The following is a 19,725-nucleotide window of genomic DNA, read 5'->3' as shown; positions in this document are numbered from 1 at the left end:
TCAAAACGAAGAGCAAAATGAAGAGGATTGGCTGGATGACGAATTTGAAGACAGCCCTGCCGATGAAAAAATCCGGATCAAATCAAAGGAAGATATAAATGATTCAGATATTCTCAGCAAACACGACACAGTTGAAATATCTGCTGAAGCAGTAAATACCGGGGCTGTTTCCGATGCCAATGTCTATACCGGCACAAGTACCGAAACCGGTGACGATACCACTTCCGATACCGGAAAAACTTCCCGCGGTCTGAAGGGCTCTCATCGCCCACACCATAAATCAGGAAAGGAGGGTACAATACGATGAAGGCAAATGCATGGAGCTACTGTATACGCTCAGGTTTCAAAAACCTTTTCCATAATAAGCTTTTTTCGGCAGCTTCCACCGCTACCATTTCAGCCTGTATCTTTCTTTTCTGCCTTTTCTTTGCCATTCTGACCAACGTCCAGAACATGGCAAAAACAGCAGAGACCACTGTAGGCATCACTGTTTTTTTCAATGATGATGCAACAGAAGAACAGGTAAAGGAACTGGGGCAGGAAATAGAAAAAAGAGAAGAGATCAAAAGTGCAGACTATACCTCAGCGGAAGACGCGTGGAGTGAATTCAAGACAGATTATTTTCACAACAACGAGTTGATGGCTCAGGCCTTTGCAGAGGATAACCCCCTTGCAGGCTCCCAAAGCTATGAAATATTCCTTAACAACATAGAAGATCAGCAGAGTATAGTGGACTGGCTCTACAGCTTTTCAATAGTCAGGCAGATAAATTACTCAAGCGCAGCGATAGAAGGTCTCAGTTCCCTGGAACGACTCATCTCATCACTGAGCGCCGTCATAATCGGAGTCCTTCTTGCTGTTTCTGTTTTCCTTATTTCCAATACCATTTCCGTAGCGGCCCAGTTCAGGCGCAAGGAAAATGAGATAATGAAAATGATAGGTGCCACCAATTTCATGATACGCCTTCCTTTCCTTGTTGAAGGTGTAGTCCTTGGATTTGCAGGAGCAGTCATCCCGCTCATAGGCATATATCTTATATACGGCAAGGCAGTGACCTATGTTAATGATCACTTCCTCGGTATAAGCACCCTCTTTGCACCTATTCCCATCGGAACCATCTTCCCGGAAATGATGGCAGCAGCAATGGGCCTCGGTGTAGGAGTCGGCTTTGTAGTATCCTTCTTTACCATCAGGAAATCTCTAAGAGTGTAAATGCTTATGAAAATATCGGGAATCAAAAAACTCAAATTACTATCTGTAATAACCATCCTGTCCCTTATCTGTGCATCCCTGCCTGTTTCAGCGGCAGAGAAAGAGCAGCAGTCCATAAAGGATTCAAAGCAGATAATAAGTGACAGCAAGGAAAAAATAGATGCATTGGCAGCGGAGCAGAAAAAGGTCAACAAAAAGATAGAGGAACTTGAAGAGCTGAAGGCCGACACTGCCGCTTATGTAAAAGCACTGGATCAGAACATGACTGAGATCACAAACGAGCTTATATCCATCAATGATTCCATTGAGAAGAAGCAGCTGGACATCCAGTTCACCCAGGAACAGCTCGCGAAGGCGACCCAGACGGCATCCGATCAGTACGCCAGCATGAAGCTCCGAATCAAGTTCATGTACGAAAAAGGCGACACCAGCTTTATCGATATGATCCTGAATGCGAAGAGCTGGTCCGATCTTCTGAACAAGGCCGAGTACATATCGAGGATCACCCGCTATGACCGGGAAAAGCTGACGGAATACGAAGAGACCAGACAGCTGGTGGAGGATACAGAAAACCAGCTCCAGGCTGAGAACGCCCAGCTTACAGACCTGAGAACACAGGCTCAGGCAAAGCAGGACAGCATACAGGCTCTTCTCGATGAGAAAACGGCAGAGCTCACCGCATACAGCAAAAAGATCGCCAGTGCCGAAAACGAAATCGAAGAGCAGCAGAACAGCATTGATGATCTGAAGGCTGCCATCAAAGCCCAGGAGGCCAATATCGAAGCCATGGAGCGTGAGATAGCCCGTCAGGAGGAGGAAGCCAGAAAGAAGGCCGAGAAAAACGGTTCCGAATATAAGGAACGAACCATGAGCGGCGGGTTCAAATGGCCTTGCCCAGCCAGCGGTACCATATCAAGCGGTTTCGGCTCCCGGGAGTCACCGACGGAGGGTGCAAGCTCCTATCACAAAGGCATTGACATCGCAGCTCCGACAGGCTCCAGGGTCATAGCAGCTGCCGGAGGAAAGGTCGTCATTTCCACCTACTCCGCAAGCGCCGGCAACTACATCATGATAAGTCACGGCAGCGGAATCTACACCGTCTATATGCATATGTCCAGTCTCAATGTTTCAGAAGGTGATGAGGTATCCCAGGGTGATACCATAGGCGCCGTGGGATCAACAGGGTACTCCACAGGCCCGCACCTTCACTTCGGGATCAGAAAAAACGGCTCATATGTGGATCCTGAGAGCTACCTGTAACTATCTGATGACATGACAGCAGTTTTCATAAGCCGGCAGTATTCCTGCATTATCCGTAAGAGAATCCTTCCTTTAAAGAAGGGTTCTCTTTTTTCATACACTATACGATTTATGAAAATTTTGTTTGGCATTACGTAAAACGCAACCTATAATAGTTTGTATGCAAAACGAAGAAAAAAATCAAACAAACGAAACTGAAAATTCAACAAAGAAACAAAAGAAGCCACTTTTCGGAAACTTTGACTTCGTCTATGGTTTCCTTTTGGGACTTGCGGTCATGTTCATAATCGGAGGAAGCACTTTTTATGTGTACTTCTTCGGCATACCGCCTTTCCTCAACGATCTTCTGGTCAACCGCGGAGCGGGCAATGCTTCCCTGACGCTGGCCAGTGCATCGGAGCTTCAGACAGGCGACAAGGGCTATTCATTGGCAGCAGAAGGAGCTGATGCCGGAACTGAAACGGGCGGTTCTGCCGGTGTGGTCAAAAGTTCCGTCAATATGGCAGCCATCACAAGGAAACTTGGTATGCTCCAGAGTATCCTTGATCAGAACTACCTTTTCCCTGAGGATCCCGACAAGGCAGCCACCTATATTTACAAGGGACTGCTTGCTTCACTGACAGACGACGACCCTTATGCCCACTACTACAGCGCAGAAGAGATGCGTGAAAGCAAATCAAGCAAACAATCGACCTATCATGGTATAGGAGCCATGGTCCAGCAGCTTGAGGGCACCAATGAAATCGTTGTAACAAAGGTCTATGAGGGCAGCCCCGCAGAAGAGGCAGGTCTTCAGGTAGGAGACGTTCTTTACAAAGTTGACGGAATAGACATTTCCGGAATGTCTATTTCCTATGTGCTTCCCAATCTGATTCAGGGTGAGGACGGCACCACCTTTAACTGCGTGGTAAAGCGTTACGGTCAGGAAATATCCATGCGCATTTCGAGAGGCAATGTGGAGGTTCCCCGTATCCGCTACGGAACCCTTGACGAGATTGGTATCGATTTTAAGGATCTTCCTTCCGAAACCTCCGATACGACTTCATCACTTTCCCCAAGTGAGGTAGGCTATCTGTCCTTTGCCAATTTCTATGATGTGGAGGAAAGACAGGCAAAGCAGGCCCTGGACACACTTGTTGAAACAGCAAAGATAAAAGCACTCATCATTGACTTAAGAGGAAACGGCGGTGGTGATATCGAGGTAGCTTCATCACTTCTCGATTACATCCTTCCCGATGATCTCACAAAGTACACAGACGGAAACAGCGGATTCCAGCAGGGAAAGACACTTTTCGCCTACACCAGAGACAAGAACGGAAAGGGCCAGGAGTGGTATGCAGGTGACGGACACGAGATAGACATCCCTATAGTTGTGCTCCAGAATCAGAATTCCGCTTCTGCTGCAGAGCTTTTCTCAGGCTGTCTCAAGGATTATGGCCGTGCAACCATCGTGGGAACAAAGTCTTACGGAAAGGGCATAGTCCAGACCATTACATCACTTCAGGATGGTTCTGCCGTAGAGTTCACCACTCATTACTACTACATCCCATCCGGTCAGAATATTCACAGGTTGGGTATCACTCCGGACATCTCTGTTGAACTTGGCAGCAATGCGGAAGAGTATATGGTGACTCTCAGTGAAGACAGGCAGATGCTGGCAGCAGTTGATGCGATCAGAAAGAATTTTTAGAAAGGCAGAACTATGAGAATAGGAACAGGTTACGACGTTCATAAATTGGTACCGGACAGAAAGCTAATCCTGGGAGGTGTTACAATTCCGTATGAGCTTGGGCTTTTAGGCCACAGCGACGCAGATGTCATCACCCACGCCATCATGGACGCACTTCTCGGAGCGGCTGCTTTGGGCGATATCGGTCAGCATTTTCCCGACAACGACCCGAAATACGAAGGCGCTGATTCCATAAGTCTTTTGCGTGAGGTAGGAAACATACTTTCTAAAGCAGGATATAAAGTCGGAAATATCGATTCAACCATCATAGCTCAGAAGCCAAAGCTTATGAGCTATCTGCCGGAGATGCGTAAGAATGTGGCAGAGGCACTGGACATCGACATAAGTCAGGTTTCCATAAAGGCAACCACTGAAGAACGTCTCGGATTCACGGGAAGAGGCGAGGGCATCAGCTCCCAGGCTGTTGCGCTTTTAGTGTGATAGAGATATAAAAAAGAGGAAGCCGGTACAGATTTTCGTACCGGCTTCCTCTTTTTTACAGTGATAAGTCCTCGCAATGCTTATCACTTACATCTTTAACCTTAACTTCTTCGGGATGCAGTTCAGGGTGATGTCAGAATTTTTTCCAACAACTTCTCCGTCCACATGCACCGGAAGGGGATTTGAAGTATGTATCTCCACCTCTTTACATCTGTAAAGATGAAATCCTGTCCGGGTAACATGAGTACCGAATACACTGGAAAGCATGATCCACAGTAAACGCCACTTATGCCTGGTGCTCACTATACAGATATCAAGCTTTCCGTCAACACCGCTGGCATTGGGACAGATAAGATACCCTCCCTCATAGGGGTGTACATGGGCTGAGATGAACATGATATTGTTAAATTCATGCCTCTTTTCACCATCAAGTATCACGTATCCTCTGGTGGGCTTAAGCTTGAAAAACTCCCTGATCATAGTCTTTAGATATCTGAATTTTTTAATATGATTGAGTTTTTTCGGCTGATTCTCACAGGTGCACTTAACTGCGTAGATATCATCAAATATAGCTGCATCAAGACCTATTCCGGAACAGATGGCGAAACGCCGGTTCAGGGAAGAGCAGTTAAGCACTCCGTAATCCAAAAGTACCTCATCGGAATCACTGAACAGTCTCTTGAGCTGGGCTTTTAAATTGTATTTTCTTCTGAATGAGCGGGCTATGTCATTGTCAGACTTGGTAGGGATATATGCAATGGATACCTTATTACAGTCCATATTTATACCATCCACCACTTCGTTGAAGGTTCCTTCCCCTCCTATAACAGTGATGGTTTTTTCAAACTGACAATTCTCAGACAACTGATGGGCAAATTCCCTTGCGTCCCCGATCTTTTCGGTTATATAAGCCTCAAAGTTTTCGGCATTTTGCGTTTTACTGAGATATCTGAGAACCTGATCCCAGATTTTACGTCCTCTGCCTTCAGACGCATGCGGATTTACGATGAAATAATACATTGAACCTCCATGTTTCAGACACACACAGAGTATAGCATCGAACCCTCAAATCATTTCTAAAAAGAGTATAAAAATAAATCAAAAAATGCCCTTTTTCACTATATGAAAATTTTATTATTGAGAACACAAATTGAACACATAATATAGGTATCATACAAGAAAATTAAAATACGAATCAGTATACTATGACAACATAAGTGTCAGAAATCGATATTGGAACAGTTTCAGGAGGGAAACAGAGAATGAAACGAGTAGCAGGAATTATTGCGGGAGCTGTTTTGTTCGGAGCAGTTGCCGGCGCCGCCATGGTAGGTGTCAATGTAGCCGCACAGCGGGCAGGTTTCACATATCAGCAGTCCACTGACATGATAGCTGAAATAAAGCCTCAGGAGAACACAGCCGCACAGCCGGAAACTTCCGGAACGGCTGACAACAGCAGCAACACATCTATAAGAATAGCCACAAGTTCAAATATCACAGGCGTTACTGACGTGGTTAAAAACGCCATGCCTTCCGTTGTCTCCATCACCAACATGGTGAAGTACCGTCAGAACGGTTTCTCCATTTTCGGAGACTATCAGAGCTATGAGACTGAGATTCCGGCCAGCGGTTCAGGTGTTATCATCGGAAAGAATGATACAGAACTTCTGATTCTTACCAACAACCACGTTATCTCATCATCCGAGTCTCTTTCAGTAACTTTCATAGACGATGAAACCCTTGACGCCGAGATAAAAGGTACGGATGCCAATGCAGACATTGCGCTCTTATCCATTAAGCTTGAAAACATACCTACCAAGACATTGAACGCCATATCCATTGCCACTTTCGGAGACAGCGATGCAGCAGAAATCGGCGAACAGGTTGTTGCCATAGGTAATGCTCTCGGCTACGGACAGTCAGTAACCACAGGAATCATCTCTGCGAAGAACAGAGACATTGCCACAAACAAGGGTTCAAGAACCGGTCTCATCCAGACCGATGCAGCCATAAACCCGGGCAACTCCGGCGGAGCTCTTCTCAATATGAAGGGAGAGGTCATCGGTATCAATGTTGCCAAATCAGCTTCAACAGATATCGAGGGAATGTGCTATTCCATACCTTCTTCAACAGCAAAGAAGGTTGTTGAAAAGCTTTCAAAAATTGAAACACGCTCGGAAGTTTCCAAGGAAGAGCGCGGATATCTCGGCGTAACCGTTAAAACCATCGACGCACAGACATCGGCAAGCTTTGATATGCCGCAGGGTGTTTTCGTTTATAAGCACACAGAGGGTTCAGATGCAAAGAATGATGATCTCCACGAGAAGGATATCATCACAGCCATCGAAGGTCAGGGCGTAACCAACTTTAACGAGCTCGGAGAAATTCTTTCAAAATATAAAGCCGGTGAAAAGGTAAGTCTGACAGTTCAAAGACCAAACGGCGACAAATACGATGAGCTGACCGTAGAGGTTATTCTCGGATCAGCGGCAACTTCTTCGAACACAAAGGACGGTTCCGGTTCTGCCGGTACTTCAGGCGAAAAAAATGACCCGTTCTCAAGAGACTACGATCCAAACAACGGCCAGAACGGAAACAACAATGACGGCAATTCCGGAAATAACGGCTCAGACGGTCAGAGCGGTGATAACGGCAATATCAATCCGGAGGATATCATTAAAGCATTCCAGGATTTCATAAATCAGTATCAGCGATAACTTTTAATCTAATTACAGGTGCTCAGGCGAAACAACTCCCGGGCGCCTGTTTTCTTATTATTGACTCATAAGGGCTAAAATATTACAATAATTGGCATGTAAGCCTGCGGAAGAGGCGCGCCTTCAGGGCGAATATCGTTATTTCATGTACCGTTTACGGATGAATTCTGTTCAGAGATGAACGGCCTGCATGACCTCCCAATGGCAAAGGAGAATTTTATGAAGATTTTCAATACAATGTCTCGAATGAAGGAAGAGTTCAAGCCGATTGAGCCCGGGAAGATCCGTATGTATGTATGCGGTCCAACGGTTTACAATTTTATCCATATCGGCAATGCCCGTCCTATGATTGTTTTTGATACATTCAGAAGATACATGGAGTATCAGGGGTACAAGGTGACCTACGTTTCAAACTACACAGATGTAGATGATAAGATCATCAAGGAATCCATAGAAGAGGGTGTCAGCTGCTCTGATATCACAAAAAGATTTATCTCGGAAGTTGAAAAGGATATGTCCGATCTCAACATTGAGGAAGCCGTTCATCCAAAGGCAACAGAAGAGATTCAGGGCATGATAGACCTTATAAAGGAGCTGGTTGACAGAAATGCTGCCTACGTGGCAAAAGACGGAACAGTGTACTTTGATACCACCTCTTTCAAGGACTACGGAGAGCTCAGCCACAAGAACATCGACGAGCTCCAGTCAGGCTTCCGTGATTTAAAGGTATCAGGTGAAGACGGAAAGAGGACCTCAACCGACTTCGTTCTCTGGAAGCCAAAGAAGGAAGGAGAGCCTTACTGGGAGTCTCCATGGTGTGATGGCCGTCCGGGCTGGCACACAGAGTGCTGCGTCATGGCCCCCAAGTACTGCGGCGGGCGTCTTGACATCCATGCCGGCGGAGAGGACCTTATTTTCCCTCATCATGAGAATGAGATCGCCCAGTATGAGATGGCTCACGACGAGAAATTCGCCAACTACTGGATGCACAACGCATTCATAAACATTAACAATCAGAAGATGTCAAAATCTCTTGGAAACTTCTTCACAGTACGTGACATCACTTCACAGTATGACCCTCGTGTGCTTCGTTTCTACATGCTGAGCGCCCATTACAGAAATCCGCTTAACTTCTCAAGAGACCTTATGGACAGCGCCAAGACTTCCCTTGAGCGTATCCAGACAGCCATCGAGCGTCTGAGAGAGCTGAGCGCAAAGGCTTCAGGAACAGAGATGAGTGCTTCGGAGCTTGAGACAATCAAGTCTGTGGATGCACAGCAGGAGATGTTCAACCAGAAGATGGATGACGATCTCAACACTGCCGATGCCATCACAGCAGTATTCGAACTTGTGAAGATTGCCAATGTCTCCGCCACAGATGAGAGCTCAAAGGCATTTACAGACTACGTGCTTGAAAAGCTTGAGCTTCTCATGAGCGTACTTGGTATCAGGACAGTTGTAGAAAAGGATGATCTTGACAGTGCTGTTGAGAAGCTCATTGAGGAGCGTCAGGCAGCCCGCAAGGCAAAGGATTTTGCAAAGGCTGATGAGATCCGCGACAAACTTCTCGAGATGGGCATCGTACTTAAGGATACCCGCGAAGGCGTTAAGTGGAGCAGAGCGTAAGCCCGGAGTTTTATGGCAGATAATTTATTCGAACTTTATAAAGAAAAACTTGATCTTAAAGCGGTGGATGTGCAGACAACTTCACCGCTTATCTTTGCGTACATAGGAGACTGTATCTATGATATGGCTATCCGCGAGTACGTGGTGACTCATTTTCCCGGATCCGTCAATGACATCAACCGTAAAAAGACGGAATTTGTCTGTGCCCATGCCCAGGCAGAAATCATGGGATGGCTCATAGGAAATGACATGCTCACCGAAGACGAAATGTCCGTGTACAGACGGGGAAGGAACCATAAGTCTGCAACACACAGCAAGAACAGTTCCATTCAGGATTACCGCAGAGCCACAGGGTTTGAAGCACTGATAGGCTATCTGTATCTTACAAAACAGTACGAAAGACTTATCGGGATTGAAGCATCCGGCATAGGTCATCTTCAGGAGCTGCTTGACCGTGACGGTCATATAAATCCAAAGAAAAGCAAAACTTCTTTAAAGAAAAAAGAGGCCGATACACAATCGGCGCAAGATGATACTATGACGTGAATGTCATATCTTCAGAAAGGTTCTATAAATGAGAGACGAACAATTTACCATCATCGGAAGAAATCCGGTCATTGAAGCTTTCAGGGCAGGAAAAGCTGTAGACAGACTCTTCCTTCAGGACGGAATACATGACGGTCCTATTTCCACCATTATAAGGGAAGCAAAGAAAGCCGGAATCAAACCGGAATTCGTTAAAAAAGAAAGACTTGATGAGATAGCGGGACAGGGCGCGCACCAGGGCGTCATAGCTTATCTTGCGGCATTCCATTACAGCAGTGTGGAAGAAATTCTGGAGTATGCGCGTACAAAGAACGAAAGTCCATTTATCTTCGTTCTTGACGGCATTGAGGATCCTCATAACCTTGGAGCCATGATACGTACAGCCAACCTTGCAGGAGCTCATGGCGTTATCATTCGCGAAAGACGTGCTGTAGGTCTCACTTCGACTGTTGCCAAGACTTCAGCAGGAGCTCTTGAGCATACAAGAGTCGCAAAGGTCACAAATATAGGACAGACCATAGAGGAACTTAAGAAAGAAGGTCTCTGGTTCGTTTGCGCGGATATGGGCGGGGAGAGTATGTACCGCCTCAACCTGAAGGGAGCCATAGGTCTCGTCATCGGAAACGAGGGAGAGGGCGTTTCACGTCTTGTAAAAGAGAAGTGTGATATGGTGGCATCCATCCCTATGTTCGGAGACATTGATTCCCTCAATGCTTCCGTAGCCTGCGGTGTTCTGGCTTATGAAATCGTAAGACAGAGACTGAATGGTTGATCCTTATTCAGCTGAAATTTGTTTGAGGGGGCAAAGCTTATCATCATGGAACAGGTAAGCTTTAATCAGAAACTCATGGAAATCCGTCTGGATTTCGCAAAAAACATGCTTTGCAGCGGAGAGTACAATGTATCACAGGTTGCAGCACAATGCGGCTTTTCCGATATTTACTACTTCAGCAAGGTATTTAAAAAGGAGATAGGGGTAAATCCTTCAATTCTGATTCCCGGCTGGTATGAACCCGAATAACTTAAAAAACCGCAGCCTGCATATATTCCGGGCTGCGGTTTTCGTTTGGTTACCGTTTATTTGTTATAATCCCTTTTGCGTGTGCGCGAATATGAACATTATCGCTGTTCCATGTGCATTTTTGCACTAAATAAAGAACATCATGTCAGATATAAAAGCCGGGTATGCTGCCCGGCTTTTCTTTTTTTGAAAAAAGGCGTATCCTAAGGAAACGACGATAAAAGTCCATTACACTTGAACATGAACTTCCTTTTTGGGAAAATAACGGAGAATATATGGAATCAAAATCAGAAAAAGATATATTTTTGGAATGCGAAAAACTATGGGTCTTTTGGGCTCTGATCTTTGTAGGCGGCTTTTACGGCGCCTATACCTACTGCCTGAGAGGCGGAGTTTTTTGCAATGCACAGACCGCAAACATAGTACTTATGAGTATGCATATAGGAAACGGAGAATTCGGGCAGGCCGCATACTATCTCATTCCTTTTTCAGCTTATCTCGGCGGTACCATACTGTCAGAAATATGGGCAAAGGAGATAAAAAGATTTCACTTCCTTCGATGGGACACACTTCTTGTGGGATTTGAATTAATAACCGTAATTATGTTAGGCCTTATGCCTGCATCATGGCCTGACCAGATTTGTCAGATAACACTTAACTTCATCTGCGCCATGCAGTTCAACACTTTCAGACAGGCTGAGGGCATCGGAATGGCCACCACTTTCTGCACCAACCACCTGAGGCAGTTCGGTTCTTTTCTGGTTAAATTCCTGAGAAGCAACGACCATTCCTATAAAAGAAAAGCTAAACTTCATTTCAGCATGATGCTGCTTTTCTTCATGGGTGTACTTGCGGGAACTATCCTTAGTAATATTATGGGACTTCATTCCATATGGGGTGCAGGAGCAGTGCTTTTCGTCGTATTCATAAAGCTTCTCCATGCAGACAGAACCTACGAAAAGGATAAGCTTTATATAACTCCTCATGGTCATTAAAAGAAAGAGAGGTTTATCATGGAAATATCAGGAAGAACAAAAATGATCTGCCTTTTAGGCAGTCCCGTAGCTCACAGCCTTTCACCTGCCATGCATAATGAAGGCTTCTGTCAGTTGGATCTCGACTACAGATATCTTGCCTTTGACGTAAAGGAAGGAGAACTGAAGGGAGTACTGGACAGCTTTAAAAAGATGAGAGTCCGTGGTTTTAACCTCACCATGCCTCTTAAAACCGAAGCCGTAGCTCTTTGCGACAGGCTGAGTACCGCTGCTGAAATAGCCGGTTCAGTCAATACTGTGGTGATAGAAGAGGACGGCACCGTAACAGGTCATACCACTGACGGAACAGGATTTACCGAATCTGCCCGTCAGTCCGGTGTGAATTTCGTCGGAAAGAAAGTTACGTTACTCGGAACAGGCGGTGCAGGCATAGCTATACTTGTCCAGCTGGCCCTTGACGGAGCTGGTGAAATCACCGTGTTTGAGCGGGCAGGAAGCCGCTTTAAGGATCGCACGGCAAAGGTAGTCAGTGAACTTAACACCCGTACCTCCTGCAGAGTCAATGTTCTGGACTATGAAGATTCCCTCTTGAAAAAGGAGATTTCGGAATCAGCTCTTCTTATCAATGCAACAAATGTGGGAATGGCTCCTGATATCGGCGGAAACCTGATCAAGGACCCGACCTGGCTCACAGAACGGGCTCCGGGCATCACAGAACCCCTCGCCGTTTCTGATGTAATCTATAACCCAAGAAAAACCAGACTTCTTGAAATGGCAGAAGAGTGCGGTCTCAATGCTTTCAACGGCATGTATATGCTGCTCTATCAGGGGGCCGCAGCCTTCGAACTCTGGACAGGACAGAAGATGCCTGTTGAGACAGTAAAAGAGAAGTATTTTAAATGATGTGAGCGTAAAGATATAACAAATTAACGGTCTGTTTTGTTTAGGATGATTATGAATTCAACCGTTGCCGGTGAAGAAGGTTAAAAATTAAAACTTTTAAACCTGTTTGCGGGTCAGATACTATTGCTGTTTAAATCAAGCTTGTGTCTGACTGCACCGGATTCCGGAAAAAATCAAATTCCTGCCGGAGTCAAGTGCCTTTTGAAAATACTGATTGACTTTATTCTGTTCATATGCTAAATTTAACAAGTTCTCAGTTGAGAGCATGCTGGTATAGCACAGTCGGTAGTGCGTCGCATTGGTAGTGCGGAGGTCACCGGTCCGATTCCGGTTACCAGCTTTTTTTATTGCTGATATTTCCATGAAAATTAAGGCCGAAAAACCACGTGTTTACGTTGGTTTTCGGCCTTTTTTGTTTTCCGGATTACCGGTTATGCAAAAGTTATGCTTGATTTGTTTTTGATTATGTGTATACTTAAGTTATGCAAATAAATCGCGCACAATCTATTGGCGCATTATTAATATCAGTCAATTGATTTTTTAACGGAGGTTATTAACATGGAATACAAGTTTACAAAAGACAATTTTCAGAAGGAAGTTTTAGAGAGTGATATCCCTGTACTGGTTGATTTCTACGCAGACTGGTGCGGACCATGCAAGATGATGTTCCCTGTAGTAGAGGCCCTTGCAGAGCAGTATGACGGTAAGATCAAGGTTGGCAAGGTTAATTCCGATGAGGAAATGGAGCTTGCAACATCTTTCCAGGTACGCAGCATCCCTTCATTTTTCCTGATTAAGGACGGCAAGGTAGTAGAAAACATCGTTGGCGCCCTTTCTAAGGAAGCACTGGAAGAAAAGCTCAACAAGCTTATCTGATAACGGATTACACCCATTGACGTTCAGACTGCCTATGATCAGCTCATAGGCAGTTTTTTTACCAAAAAAATCTTACAGACACCGTTTTTTTGTTATATGTTCCCGCCTGTATAACTTAACCCATGGCACCGAAAATGCTTATTGGGGTTCAGGCGCAAATTCACATAGATATTGATGTCAAGCACTTCTGATTTATCTTTTATCTAACTTTTATATGCCCGTCATATATAATTTTTATAACATAAATCTTACGAAAATCTTGCAAAAATCCTTGCATTAATCTATACTAAATTTAAGCAAAATTCTACGATAAGTAGGAGGTAGGGACTAATGAAACCTACAGCAATATAGAGGTAAGTGACCAATACAATGGCTTACCTCTTTTTTGTTGCCCCAAAAACATATCAGTCTTTTTCTTTCCCTGATTCCATCATTTCTTAAGAATCGTAAGATTTTCCCGTGTTTTCATATTTAATATTTGTGTCACTTCCATATGTGTTATTATGATGTGAGTGTAAAAAGTAGATATCAGAATAAAAACGGGAGGCATATATGAAACTGATTAAAGGCGGAAGAGTAATTGATCCTGCAAACAATATTGACCGGATTACCGACATCCTCATAGATGATTCGGGAAGGATACAAAGGGTGGGAGATTATGATGCTGAAGATTCCTGCGAAGATGTCATAGACGCAGAGGGAAAGGTGGTGGCTCCCGGCTTTGTGGATGTCCATGTTCATTTCCGTGATCCGGGCCTCACTTATAAGGAAGATATCGAGACCGGAGCCCGTGCGGCTGCTGCCGGAGGATACACAACAGTTATCTGCATGGCAAATACAAAGCCGCCGGTTGATTCTGTCGAAATCCTTACGGAGCTTACCGAAAGAGAGAAGCAGCTTCCCATACACGTACTTCAAACTGCCAATGTCACCCTTTCCATGCAGGGAAGGGAACTGACAGATATGGACGCGCTTCATTCAGCAGGCGCAGTAGGATTTACCGATGACGGAGTGCCTATTGCCGACGAAAAGCTCATGGTAAAAGCATTGGCAAAATGCAAGGAACTGGACGTGCCCATCTCACTTCACGAGGAGGATCCTTCTCTTATGTTCAGTGCCGGAGTCAACAAAGGCCCAGTATCAGAAAAGCTCGGACTTGGCGGCGCGCCTGACGAAGCCGAGTATGTCCTTGCGGCAAGAGATATCCTTCTTAACAGAAAAACAGGTGCAAAGCTTGACATACAGCACATATCAAGCGGCGTCACTGTGGATGTTATTCGTGCCGCAAAAAAATCGGGCATAAAAGTATACGGTGAGGTTACTCCCCAGCACCTTTCCGCAACAGAAGATCTGGTGCTCACAAAGGGTGCTCTTGCGAAGGTAAACCCTCCCCTCCGTACAGAAGAGGACCGGCAGGCTCTCATCCGCGGCCTTGCAGACGGTACCATCGATATGATCGCAACAGATCACGCACCTCACAGCAGCGAAGAAAAGTCAAAGCCTGTATCAGAAGCCCCCAGCGGCATGATAGGACTCGAGACAGCTCTCGGACTTGTCATCACACATACGGTACGCACCGGGCAGCTTTCCCTTGCACAAATCATAAAAGCCCTTACCATAAACCCGGCAAAGCTTTATAAGCTTAATGCAGGCACCCTCTCAGAAGGCGCCCCTGCGGATATGGTGATATTTGATCCCGAAGAGCAGTGGACAGTTCCCGATCACTTTGTCTCAAAGGCATGCAATTCCCCGTTTATAGACATGAAGCTGTATGGAAAAGTCAAAGCCACCATCTGCGGAGGAAATGTAGTATTCCGGGACAACTGACCTCCCGGCCGAAAAAATTTTAAAAATCATACTAATAGTCCCGGAAACTCTGTCGATATGATTAATGCAAAGTAAAAAATTTGTAACTTTCTTAATCAAAACGCAAATTTCTCCTTAATTTGTGACACTATTGTGACATTTCGAGTGATACACTTAAGTCACATAAGAAAGAAATAATTGATGTGACCAATCCAATGGCATCGATTACAGGTAAGAATCCCTCAAGTTTGTCCTCCCTATATCTTAAACTTGAGGGATTTTTATTGTGTGCTATACTTAAATTAATTATTTGTTCGTGATGATTTATACTATATCGCAAGGAGATGAGAGACTGCCGGTATTGACTTTTGATTCAGGAGTCTCTCTTTATTTATATGGCACGGGATTTCTACTTATATATTCACCAATTCAATCTGTTCTCCGTTGCTCTGAGGCTCATACTGGCCTTGTTTCTTGGGGCTTTTATCGGCATGGAGCGTACCCGCACCAAAAATGCTGCCGGCATGCGCACCCATATGATCGTCTGCATCGGAGCAGCCCTTACCATGCTCCTCAGTCAGTATGAGGTGTTTATGATGTACTCACATTGGACATCAATCATTAACACCTACTCCATAAAGCTCGATGTATCCCGATACTCCGCACAAGTAATAAACGGTATCGGTTTCCTCAGTGCAGGCACAGTTATAGTCAACAAAAAGCAGAAGGTTCGGGGACTCACCACCGCAGCCAGTCTTTGGGCTTCAGGATGTACGGGTATCGTTATCGGTGCCGGATTCTATGAATGTGTTCTGTTCGCTTTCGTCATGATCATCATGTGCAATGTCTTTTTCGGAACCATTTCCAGAAAGATCATTTCAAATTCAAGAAATATCAATATCTTCATAGAATACGGCCATGGAACAGATCTAAGGAAGATTCTTCACCATGTAAAGAGTATGGGTATACGTATCTATGACGTTGATGTGGACAGGGGACAGCCGAAGTCCGGTATCAACCCAAGCGCGGTTCTGCTTATGCAGCTTCCCAAAAGGATGAAGCACACAGATATCATCAAAAAGCTTTCGGAGCTTGACTGCATTTCCATGATTGATGAGGTATAAAGCCATGATAGACGGACTTTACTATTTTAGGGATATAAACTTTGCCTCCGTGTTTTTCCGAATGTTTCTGGCAGTCATCTGCAGCGGAATCATAGGCATTGAACGCGAATACAAGCGCCGCCCGGCAGGTTTCCGCACACATATTCTGATTTGCCTTGGGGCATGCATCACAAGTCTCACAGGGCAGTACCTCTCCATAAACCTTCACTACAGTACGGATATGTCCCGTCTCGGTGCCCAGGTGGTGGCAGGTATAGGTTTCATCGGTGCAGGCGCCATCATCATGACTCCCAAGAATCAGGTCCGCGGACTCACTACCTCCGCAGGACTATGGACCTGCGCCATTATAGGACTTTGCTTCGGAGGCGGCTTCTATGAAGGCGGTATACTTGCTACTTTTCTTATACTCCTGTCGGAAATGGTTTTTTCAAAACTGGAATACTGGCTCACCAAAAGGATGCCGAAAAAGATCATTTACATTGAGTATTCTTCGGATACCATTCTGGACAGGGTTTTCTCCATGCTGAGAGAGAAGAGGATAGAGATCGAAAGCATTCAGCTCAGCCGTGGCGAGAATACAGGTGACTATTCCTTACGTTCAGCTGTTATATATCTGGAATCTCACAGCATCAAAGTTGATAATGCCGAATTCGATTCACTGTTTCACGACTTTGAGAACATGGACGGAATCGAAACGCTGGAAATCATCTGAGGGAACACTGATTATATCAGCGTTTCCCTAACCTGATTCTTGGAAGAACAGTTTAAATAGGATATCATATATAGGTGCGGAAGCCATGAAGAGCCGGATATCAGAAACCTGATATCTGCATTCTGCTCCCACAGGTCATTTACGACCATATAGAAATTTTTTTCAATCTTTAAACTGTTTTATGTTGTATTGCCTGTCTTTAGGTGCTAATATAGGTTCATAAATATTTTGCCGTAGAGAGTAGAGAGTATGGCAGTAAGCAGTTTATGAAAGCTGCTTGCTTGCGTGTACTCTCTTTTTTTGTGCGTAAATTCGGATACACATTCAATTTAAGCAGCGAAAAATTTACATATTGAGGAAATCAATCTATGCAAAGAAAAGAATTTATCGAACAAATTGAAAACAATCCGATTATCGCTGCCATTAAGGATGATGCCGGGCTTGAAAAGTGTCTGGAAACAGACATTGGCGTCATATTTGTTCTCTACGGTGATGTCTGCAGCATCCCCGAGATAGTGAAGCGTATCAAGGATGCAGGTAAAACCGTTGTGATTCATGTTGACCTGATAAACGGACTTTCTTCCAAAGAAGTGTCTCTCGATTTTATCAGAAATTACACTTCGGCTGACGGTATCATCACAACAAAGCCAAACCTCATAAAACATGCAAAGGAGCTGGGACTCAATACCATTTTAAGATTTTTCATGCTGGACAGCATCGCTCTTCAGAATGTGGAAAAGCAGAGTCACGCAGAGGTACAGCCTGACATAATTGAAGTTCTTCCGGGAATACTTCTTCCGGAATTTTTCGAGAAGATAAGAAAGATCTCGAAAGTGAGACTCATGGCAAGCGGACTTATAACAAACAAAACAGAAGTCCTGAACGCCCTGAATAACGGAGTTATCTCCATATCAACCACAAATCAGGCTATTTGGGAAATGTAGATCACAGGAGCGCGAAGCGGTCCGATATCTACTTTTACACATTCATCGAACACTAAAAACTCTATCCGAGAACAGGAGGACATCCAGGATATGGCTAAATATGTAATGGCTTTGGATGCAGGTACAACAAGCAACCGCTGCATCCTTTTCGACAAGGCAGGAAATATCTGCTCAGTAGTGCAGAAAGAATTCACACAGTTTTTCCCTCAGCCCGGCTGGGTCGAGCATGACGCCACAGAAATCTGGCAGTCACAGCTGTCAGTTGCCCGTCAGGCTATGCAGAAGATAGGGGCTACCTTTGAAGATATCGTTTCCATAGGTATAACAAATCAGCGTGAGACCACCATCGTATGGGACAGGCTGACAGGACAGCCCATATGTCACGCCATCGTATGGCAGTGCAGAAGAACCGCTGAAGAAGCAGAAAAGTTAAAGGCTGAAGGTCTTGAGGAAACATTCCAGAAGAAGACCGGACTTATCATCGATCCTTATTTTTCAGCCACAAAGCTCCAGTGGATCCTGAGCCACATGCCAAACGCCCAGGAGCGTGCTGAAAAGGGCGAACTTCTTTTCGGAACCGTAGACAGCTGGCTTATCTGGAAGCTCACCAAGGGAAAGGTTCATGTAACCGATTATTCCAATGCTTCCAGAACCATGCTTTTCAATATAAATACACTTGAGTGGGATGAGGATATCCTTAAGAAGCTGAACATTCCCAAGTGCATGCTTCCTGAAGTTAAGCCTTCAAGCTATATCTACGGCGAATCCGATCCTGAATTCTTTGGAGGCCCAATTAAGATAGCAGGAGCAGGCGGAGACCAGCAGTGCGCACTTTTCGGTCAGACCTGTTTTGAGCCGGGTGAAGCAAAGAACACCTACGGTACAGGATGCTTCATGCTGATGAACACAGGCGAAAAACCGGTTTTCTCAAGCAACGGACTCCTCACCACCATCGCCTGGGGACTGGACGGAAAAGTTAATTACGCACTGGAAGGTTCCGTATATGTGGCAGGTGCCGCAATACAGTGGCTTCGTGATGAACTTCGTGTCATCGACAGTTCTGCGGACTCAGAGTATTTCGCAACGAGAGTCAAGAACACAAACGGCTGCTACGTGGTTCCTGCATTCACAGGACTCGGCGCACCTTACTGGGATCCTTTTGCAAGAGGTGTCATCACAGGCCTCACAAGAGGCGTAAACAAGTACCACATCATCAGAGCCACACTGGAGTCCCTGGCATTCCAGACAAACGATGTTCTGAGAGCCATGGAAAAGGATTCTGACATTCACCTTACTTCTCTTAAGGTTGACGGAGGAGCCTGCAAGAACAACTTCCTCATGCAGTTCCAGTCAGACATCATCAACGCTCCGGTTCACAGACCAAAATGCGTTGAGACAACAGCCATGGGTGCTGCATACCTGGCAGGTCTTGCCACAGGCTTCTGGGACAGTAAGGAAGATGTCAAGAAGAACTGGCAGATCGACAGGAAGTTCGATCCCGAAATGAGAGATGTGGACAGAGAAAAAGAAATCCGGGGATGGAATCAGGCAGTAAAAGCCACCTTCGGATGGGACAGAGAGAGTTGTTGATCCTGCCTTCGATTTTTAATCGAAGGAGCCACGCGGCTTTGAGCGCTTCAGGGGAATCCCGCAGGGATTCAGACTTTACCTGCCTTCGATTTTTAATCGAAGGAGCCACGCGGCTTTGAGCTCTTCAAAGGAATCCGCCAAGGATTCCCTCAGATTCCGGATTTTCACGAAAATTATGAAGAACAGCCCAAAAAAAGCTAATCTTTATGGGCTTCAGTTCCTA

General features: G+C 45.3%; 18 protein-coding genes and 1 tRNA gene. 18 read left to right on the top strand and 1 reads right to left on the bottom strand.

Features of this window, described 5'->3' with window-relative positions:
• Positions 1–303 precede the first annotated feature (303 nt).
• From T515_RS09215 to ispF, 4 genes are all read left to right on the top strand, one after another.
• Positions 304–1,212: a cell division protein FtsX gene (locus tag T515_RS09215; protein ID WP_036610149.1), complete on the top strand. Its 909-nt coding sequence runs from the start codon at positions 304–306 to the stop codon at positions 1,210–1,212.
• Positions 1,213–2,472, top strand: coding sequence for a murein hydrolase activator EnvC family protein (locus T515_RS09210; RefSeq protein WP_242839360.1), 1,260 nt, complete (start codon positions 1,213–1,215; stop codon positions 2,470–2,472). It abuts the gene before it with no gap.
• 160 nt (positions 2,473–2,632) lie between these two features.
• Positions 2,633–4,162: a S41 family peptidase gene (locus T515_RS09205; protein ID WP_051671598.1), complete on the top strand. Its 1,530-nt coding sequence runs from the start codon at positions 2,633–2,635 to the stop codon at positions 4,160–4,162.
• A gap of 12 nt (positions 4,163–4,174) precedes the next feature.
• Positions 4,175–4,642, top strand: coding sequence for a 2-C-methyl-D-erythritol 2,4-cyclodiphosphate synthase (ispF, locus tag T515_RS09200; RefSeq protein WP_036610147.1), 468 nt, complete (start codon positions 4,175–4,177; stop codon positions 4,640–4,642).
• 87 nt (positions 4,643–4,729) lie between these two features.
• On the opposite strand, the gene T515_RS09195 is transcribed toward ispF, so the two are convergent.
• The gene (locus T515_RS09195) at positions 4,730–5,662 is read right to left on the bottom strand and encodes a diacylglycerol/lipid kinase family protein (protein ID WP_036610145.1); all 933 of its coding nucleotides are present in this window, start codon (positions 5,660–5,662) and stop codon (positions 4,730–4,732) included.
• A gap of 242 nt (positions 5,663–5,904) precedes the next feature.
• Between T515_RS09195 and T515_RS09190 the strand changes: the two genes are divergently transcribed.
• From T515_RS09190 to glpK, 14 genes are all read left to right on the top strand, one after another.
• On the top strand, positions 5,905–7,359 hold the full coding sequence (locus T515_RS09190) for a S1C family serine protease (RefSeq protein ID WP_036610142.1): 1,455 nt from the start codon (positions 5,905–5,907) through the stop codon (positions 7,357–7,359).
• Between the two features lie 219 nt (positions 7,360–7,578).
• Positions 7,579–8,985: a cysteine--tRNA ligase gene (cysS, locus tag T515_RS09185; RefSeq protein ID WP_036610137.1), complete on the top strand. Its 1,407-nt coding sequence runs from the start codon at positions 7,579–7,581 to the stop codon at positions 8,983–8,985.
• Positions 8,986–8,997: 12 nt separating this feature from the next.
• Complete coding sequence (locus tag T515_RS09180) at positions 8,998–9,531, top strand: Mini-ribonuclease 3 (RefSeq protein WP_081832756.1); 534 nt, start codon at positions 8,998–9,000, stop codon at positions 9,529–9,531.
• Between the two features lie 28 nt (positions 9,532–9,559).
• A complete protein-coding gene (gene rlmB, locus T515_RS09175) occupies positions 9,560–10,303 on the top strand; it encodes a 23S rRNA (guanosine(2251)-2'-O)-methyltransferase RlmB (RefSeq protein WP_036610134.1) in 744 nt (247 codons plus the stop codon).
• A gap of 45 nt (positions 10,304–10,348) precedes the next feature.
• Positions 10,349–10,552 (top strand): helix-turn-helix transcriptional regulator, encoded by a 204-nt coding sequence (locus tag T515_RS09170; RefSeq protein WP_155988343.1) that lies wholly within the window; start codon positions 10,349–10,351, stop codon positions 10,550–10,552.
• 275 nt (positions 10,553–10,827) lie between these two features.
• On the top strand, positions 10,828–11,547 hold the full coding sequence (locus tag T515_RS09165; protein WP_036610129.1) for a YoaK family protein: 720 nt from the start codon (positions 10,828–10,830) through the stop codon (positions 11,545–11,547).
• 18 nt (positions 11,548–11,565) lie between these two features.
• Positions 11,566–12,450, top strand: a complete 885-nt coding sequence (locus T515_RS09160; protein WP_197026418.1) for a quinate/shikimate dehydrogenase — start codon at positions 11,566–11,568, stop codon at positions 12,448–12,450.
• Positions 12,451–12,717: 267 nt separating this feature from the next.
• A tRNA-Thr gene (locus tag T515_RS09155) sits at positions 12,718–12,790 on the top strand.
• Positions 12,791–13,008: 218 nt separating this feature from the next.
• Positions 13,009–13,326, top strand: coding sequence for a thioredoxin (gene trxA, locus T515_RS09150; RefSeq protein ID WP_036610123.1), 318 nt, complete (start codon positions 13,009–13,011; stop codon positions 13,324–13,326).
• Between the two features lie 552 nt (positions 13,327–13,878).
• Positions 13,879–15,153 carry a dihydroorotase gene (locus tag T515_RS09145; RefSeq protein ID WP_036610121.1) on the top strand — a complete coding sequence of 425 codons (1,275 nt, stop codon included), beginning with the start codon at positions 13,879–13,881 and terminating at the stop codon, positions 15,151–15,153.
• A gap of 374 nt (positions 15,154–15,527) precedes the next feature.
• Positions 15,528–16,256: an MgtC/SapB family protein gene (locus T515_RS09140; protein WP_036610118.1), complete on the top strand. Its 729-nt coding sequence runs from the start codon at positions 15,528–15,530 to the stop codon at positions 16,254–16,256.
• Positions 16,257–16,260: 4 nt separating this feature from the next.
• Positions 16,261–16,968 carry an MgtC/SapB family protein gene (locus T515_RS16620; protein ID WP_051671597.1) on the top strand — a complete coding sequence of 236 codons (708 nt, stop codon included), beginning with the start codon at positions 16,261–16,263 and terminating at the stop codon, positions 16,966–16,968.
• 368 nt (positions 16,969–17,336) lie between these two features.
• The gene (locus tag T515_RS09130) at positions 17,337–17,912 is read left to right on the top strand and encodes a glycerol-3-phosphate responsive antiterminator (RefSeq protein WP_036610115.1); all 576 of its coding nucleotides are present in this window, start codon (positions 17,337–17,339) and stop codon (positions 17,910–17,912) included.
• A 90-nt stretch (positions 17,913–18,002) separates the two neighbouring features.
• Positions 18,003–19,502: a glycerol kinase GlpK gene (gene glpK / locus T515_RS09125; protein WP_036610113.1), complete on the top strand. Its 1,500-nt coding sequence runs from the start codon at positions 18,003–18,005 to the stop codon at positions 19,500–19,502.
• Positions 19,503–19,725: the final 223 nt, after the last annotated feature.

Source organism: Oribacterium sp. P6A1 (assembly GCF_000702885.1).
Taxonomy (GTDB): domain Bacteria; phylum Bacillota; class Clostridia; order Lachnospirales; family Lachnospiraceae; genus Oribacterium.
Note: the sequence above shows the minus strand (reverse complement) of the source record. Positions and strands in the feature narration are given on the sequence as shown.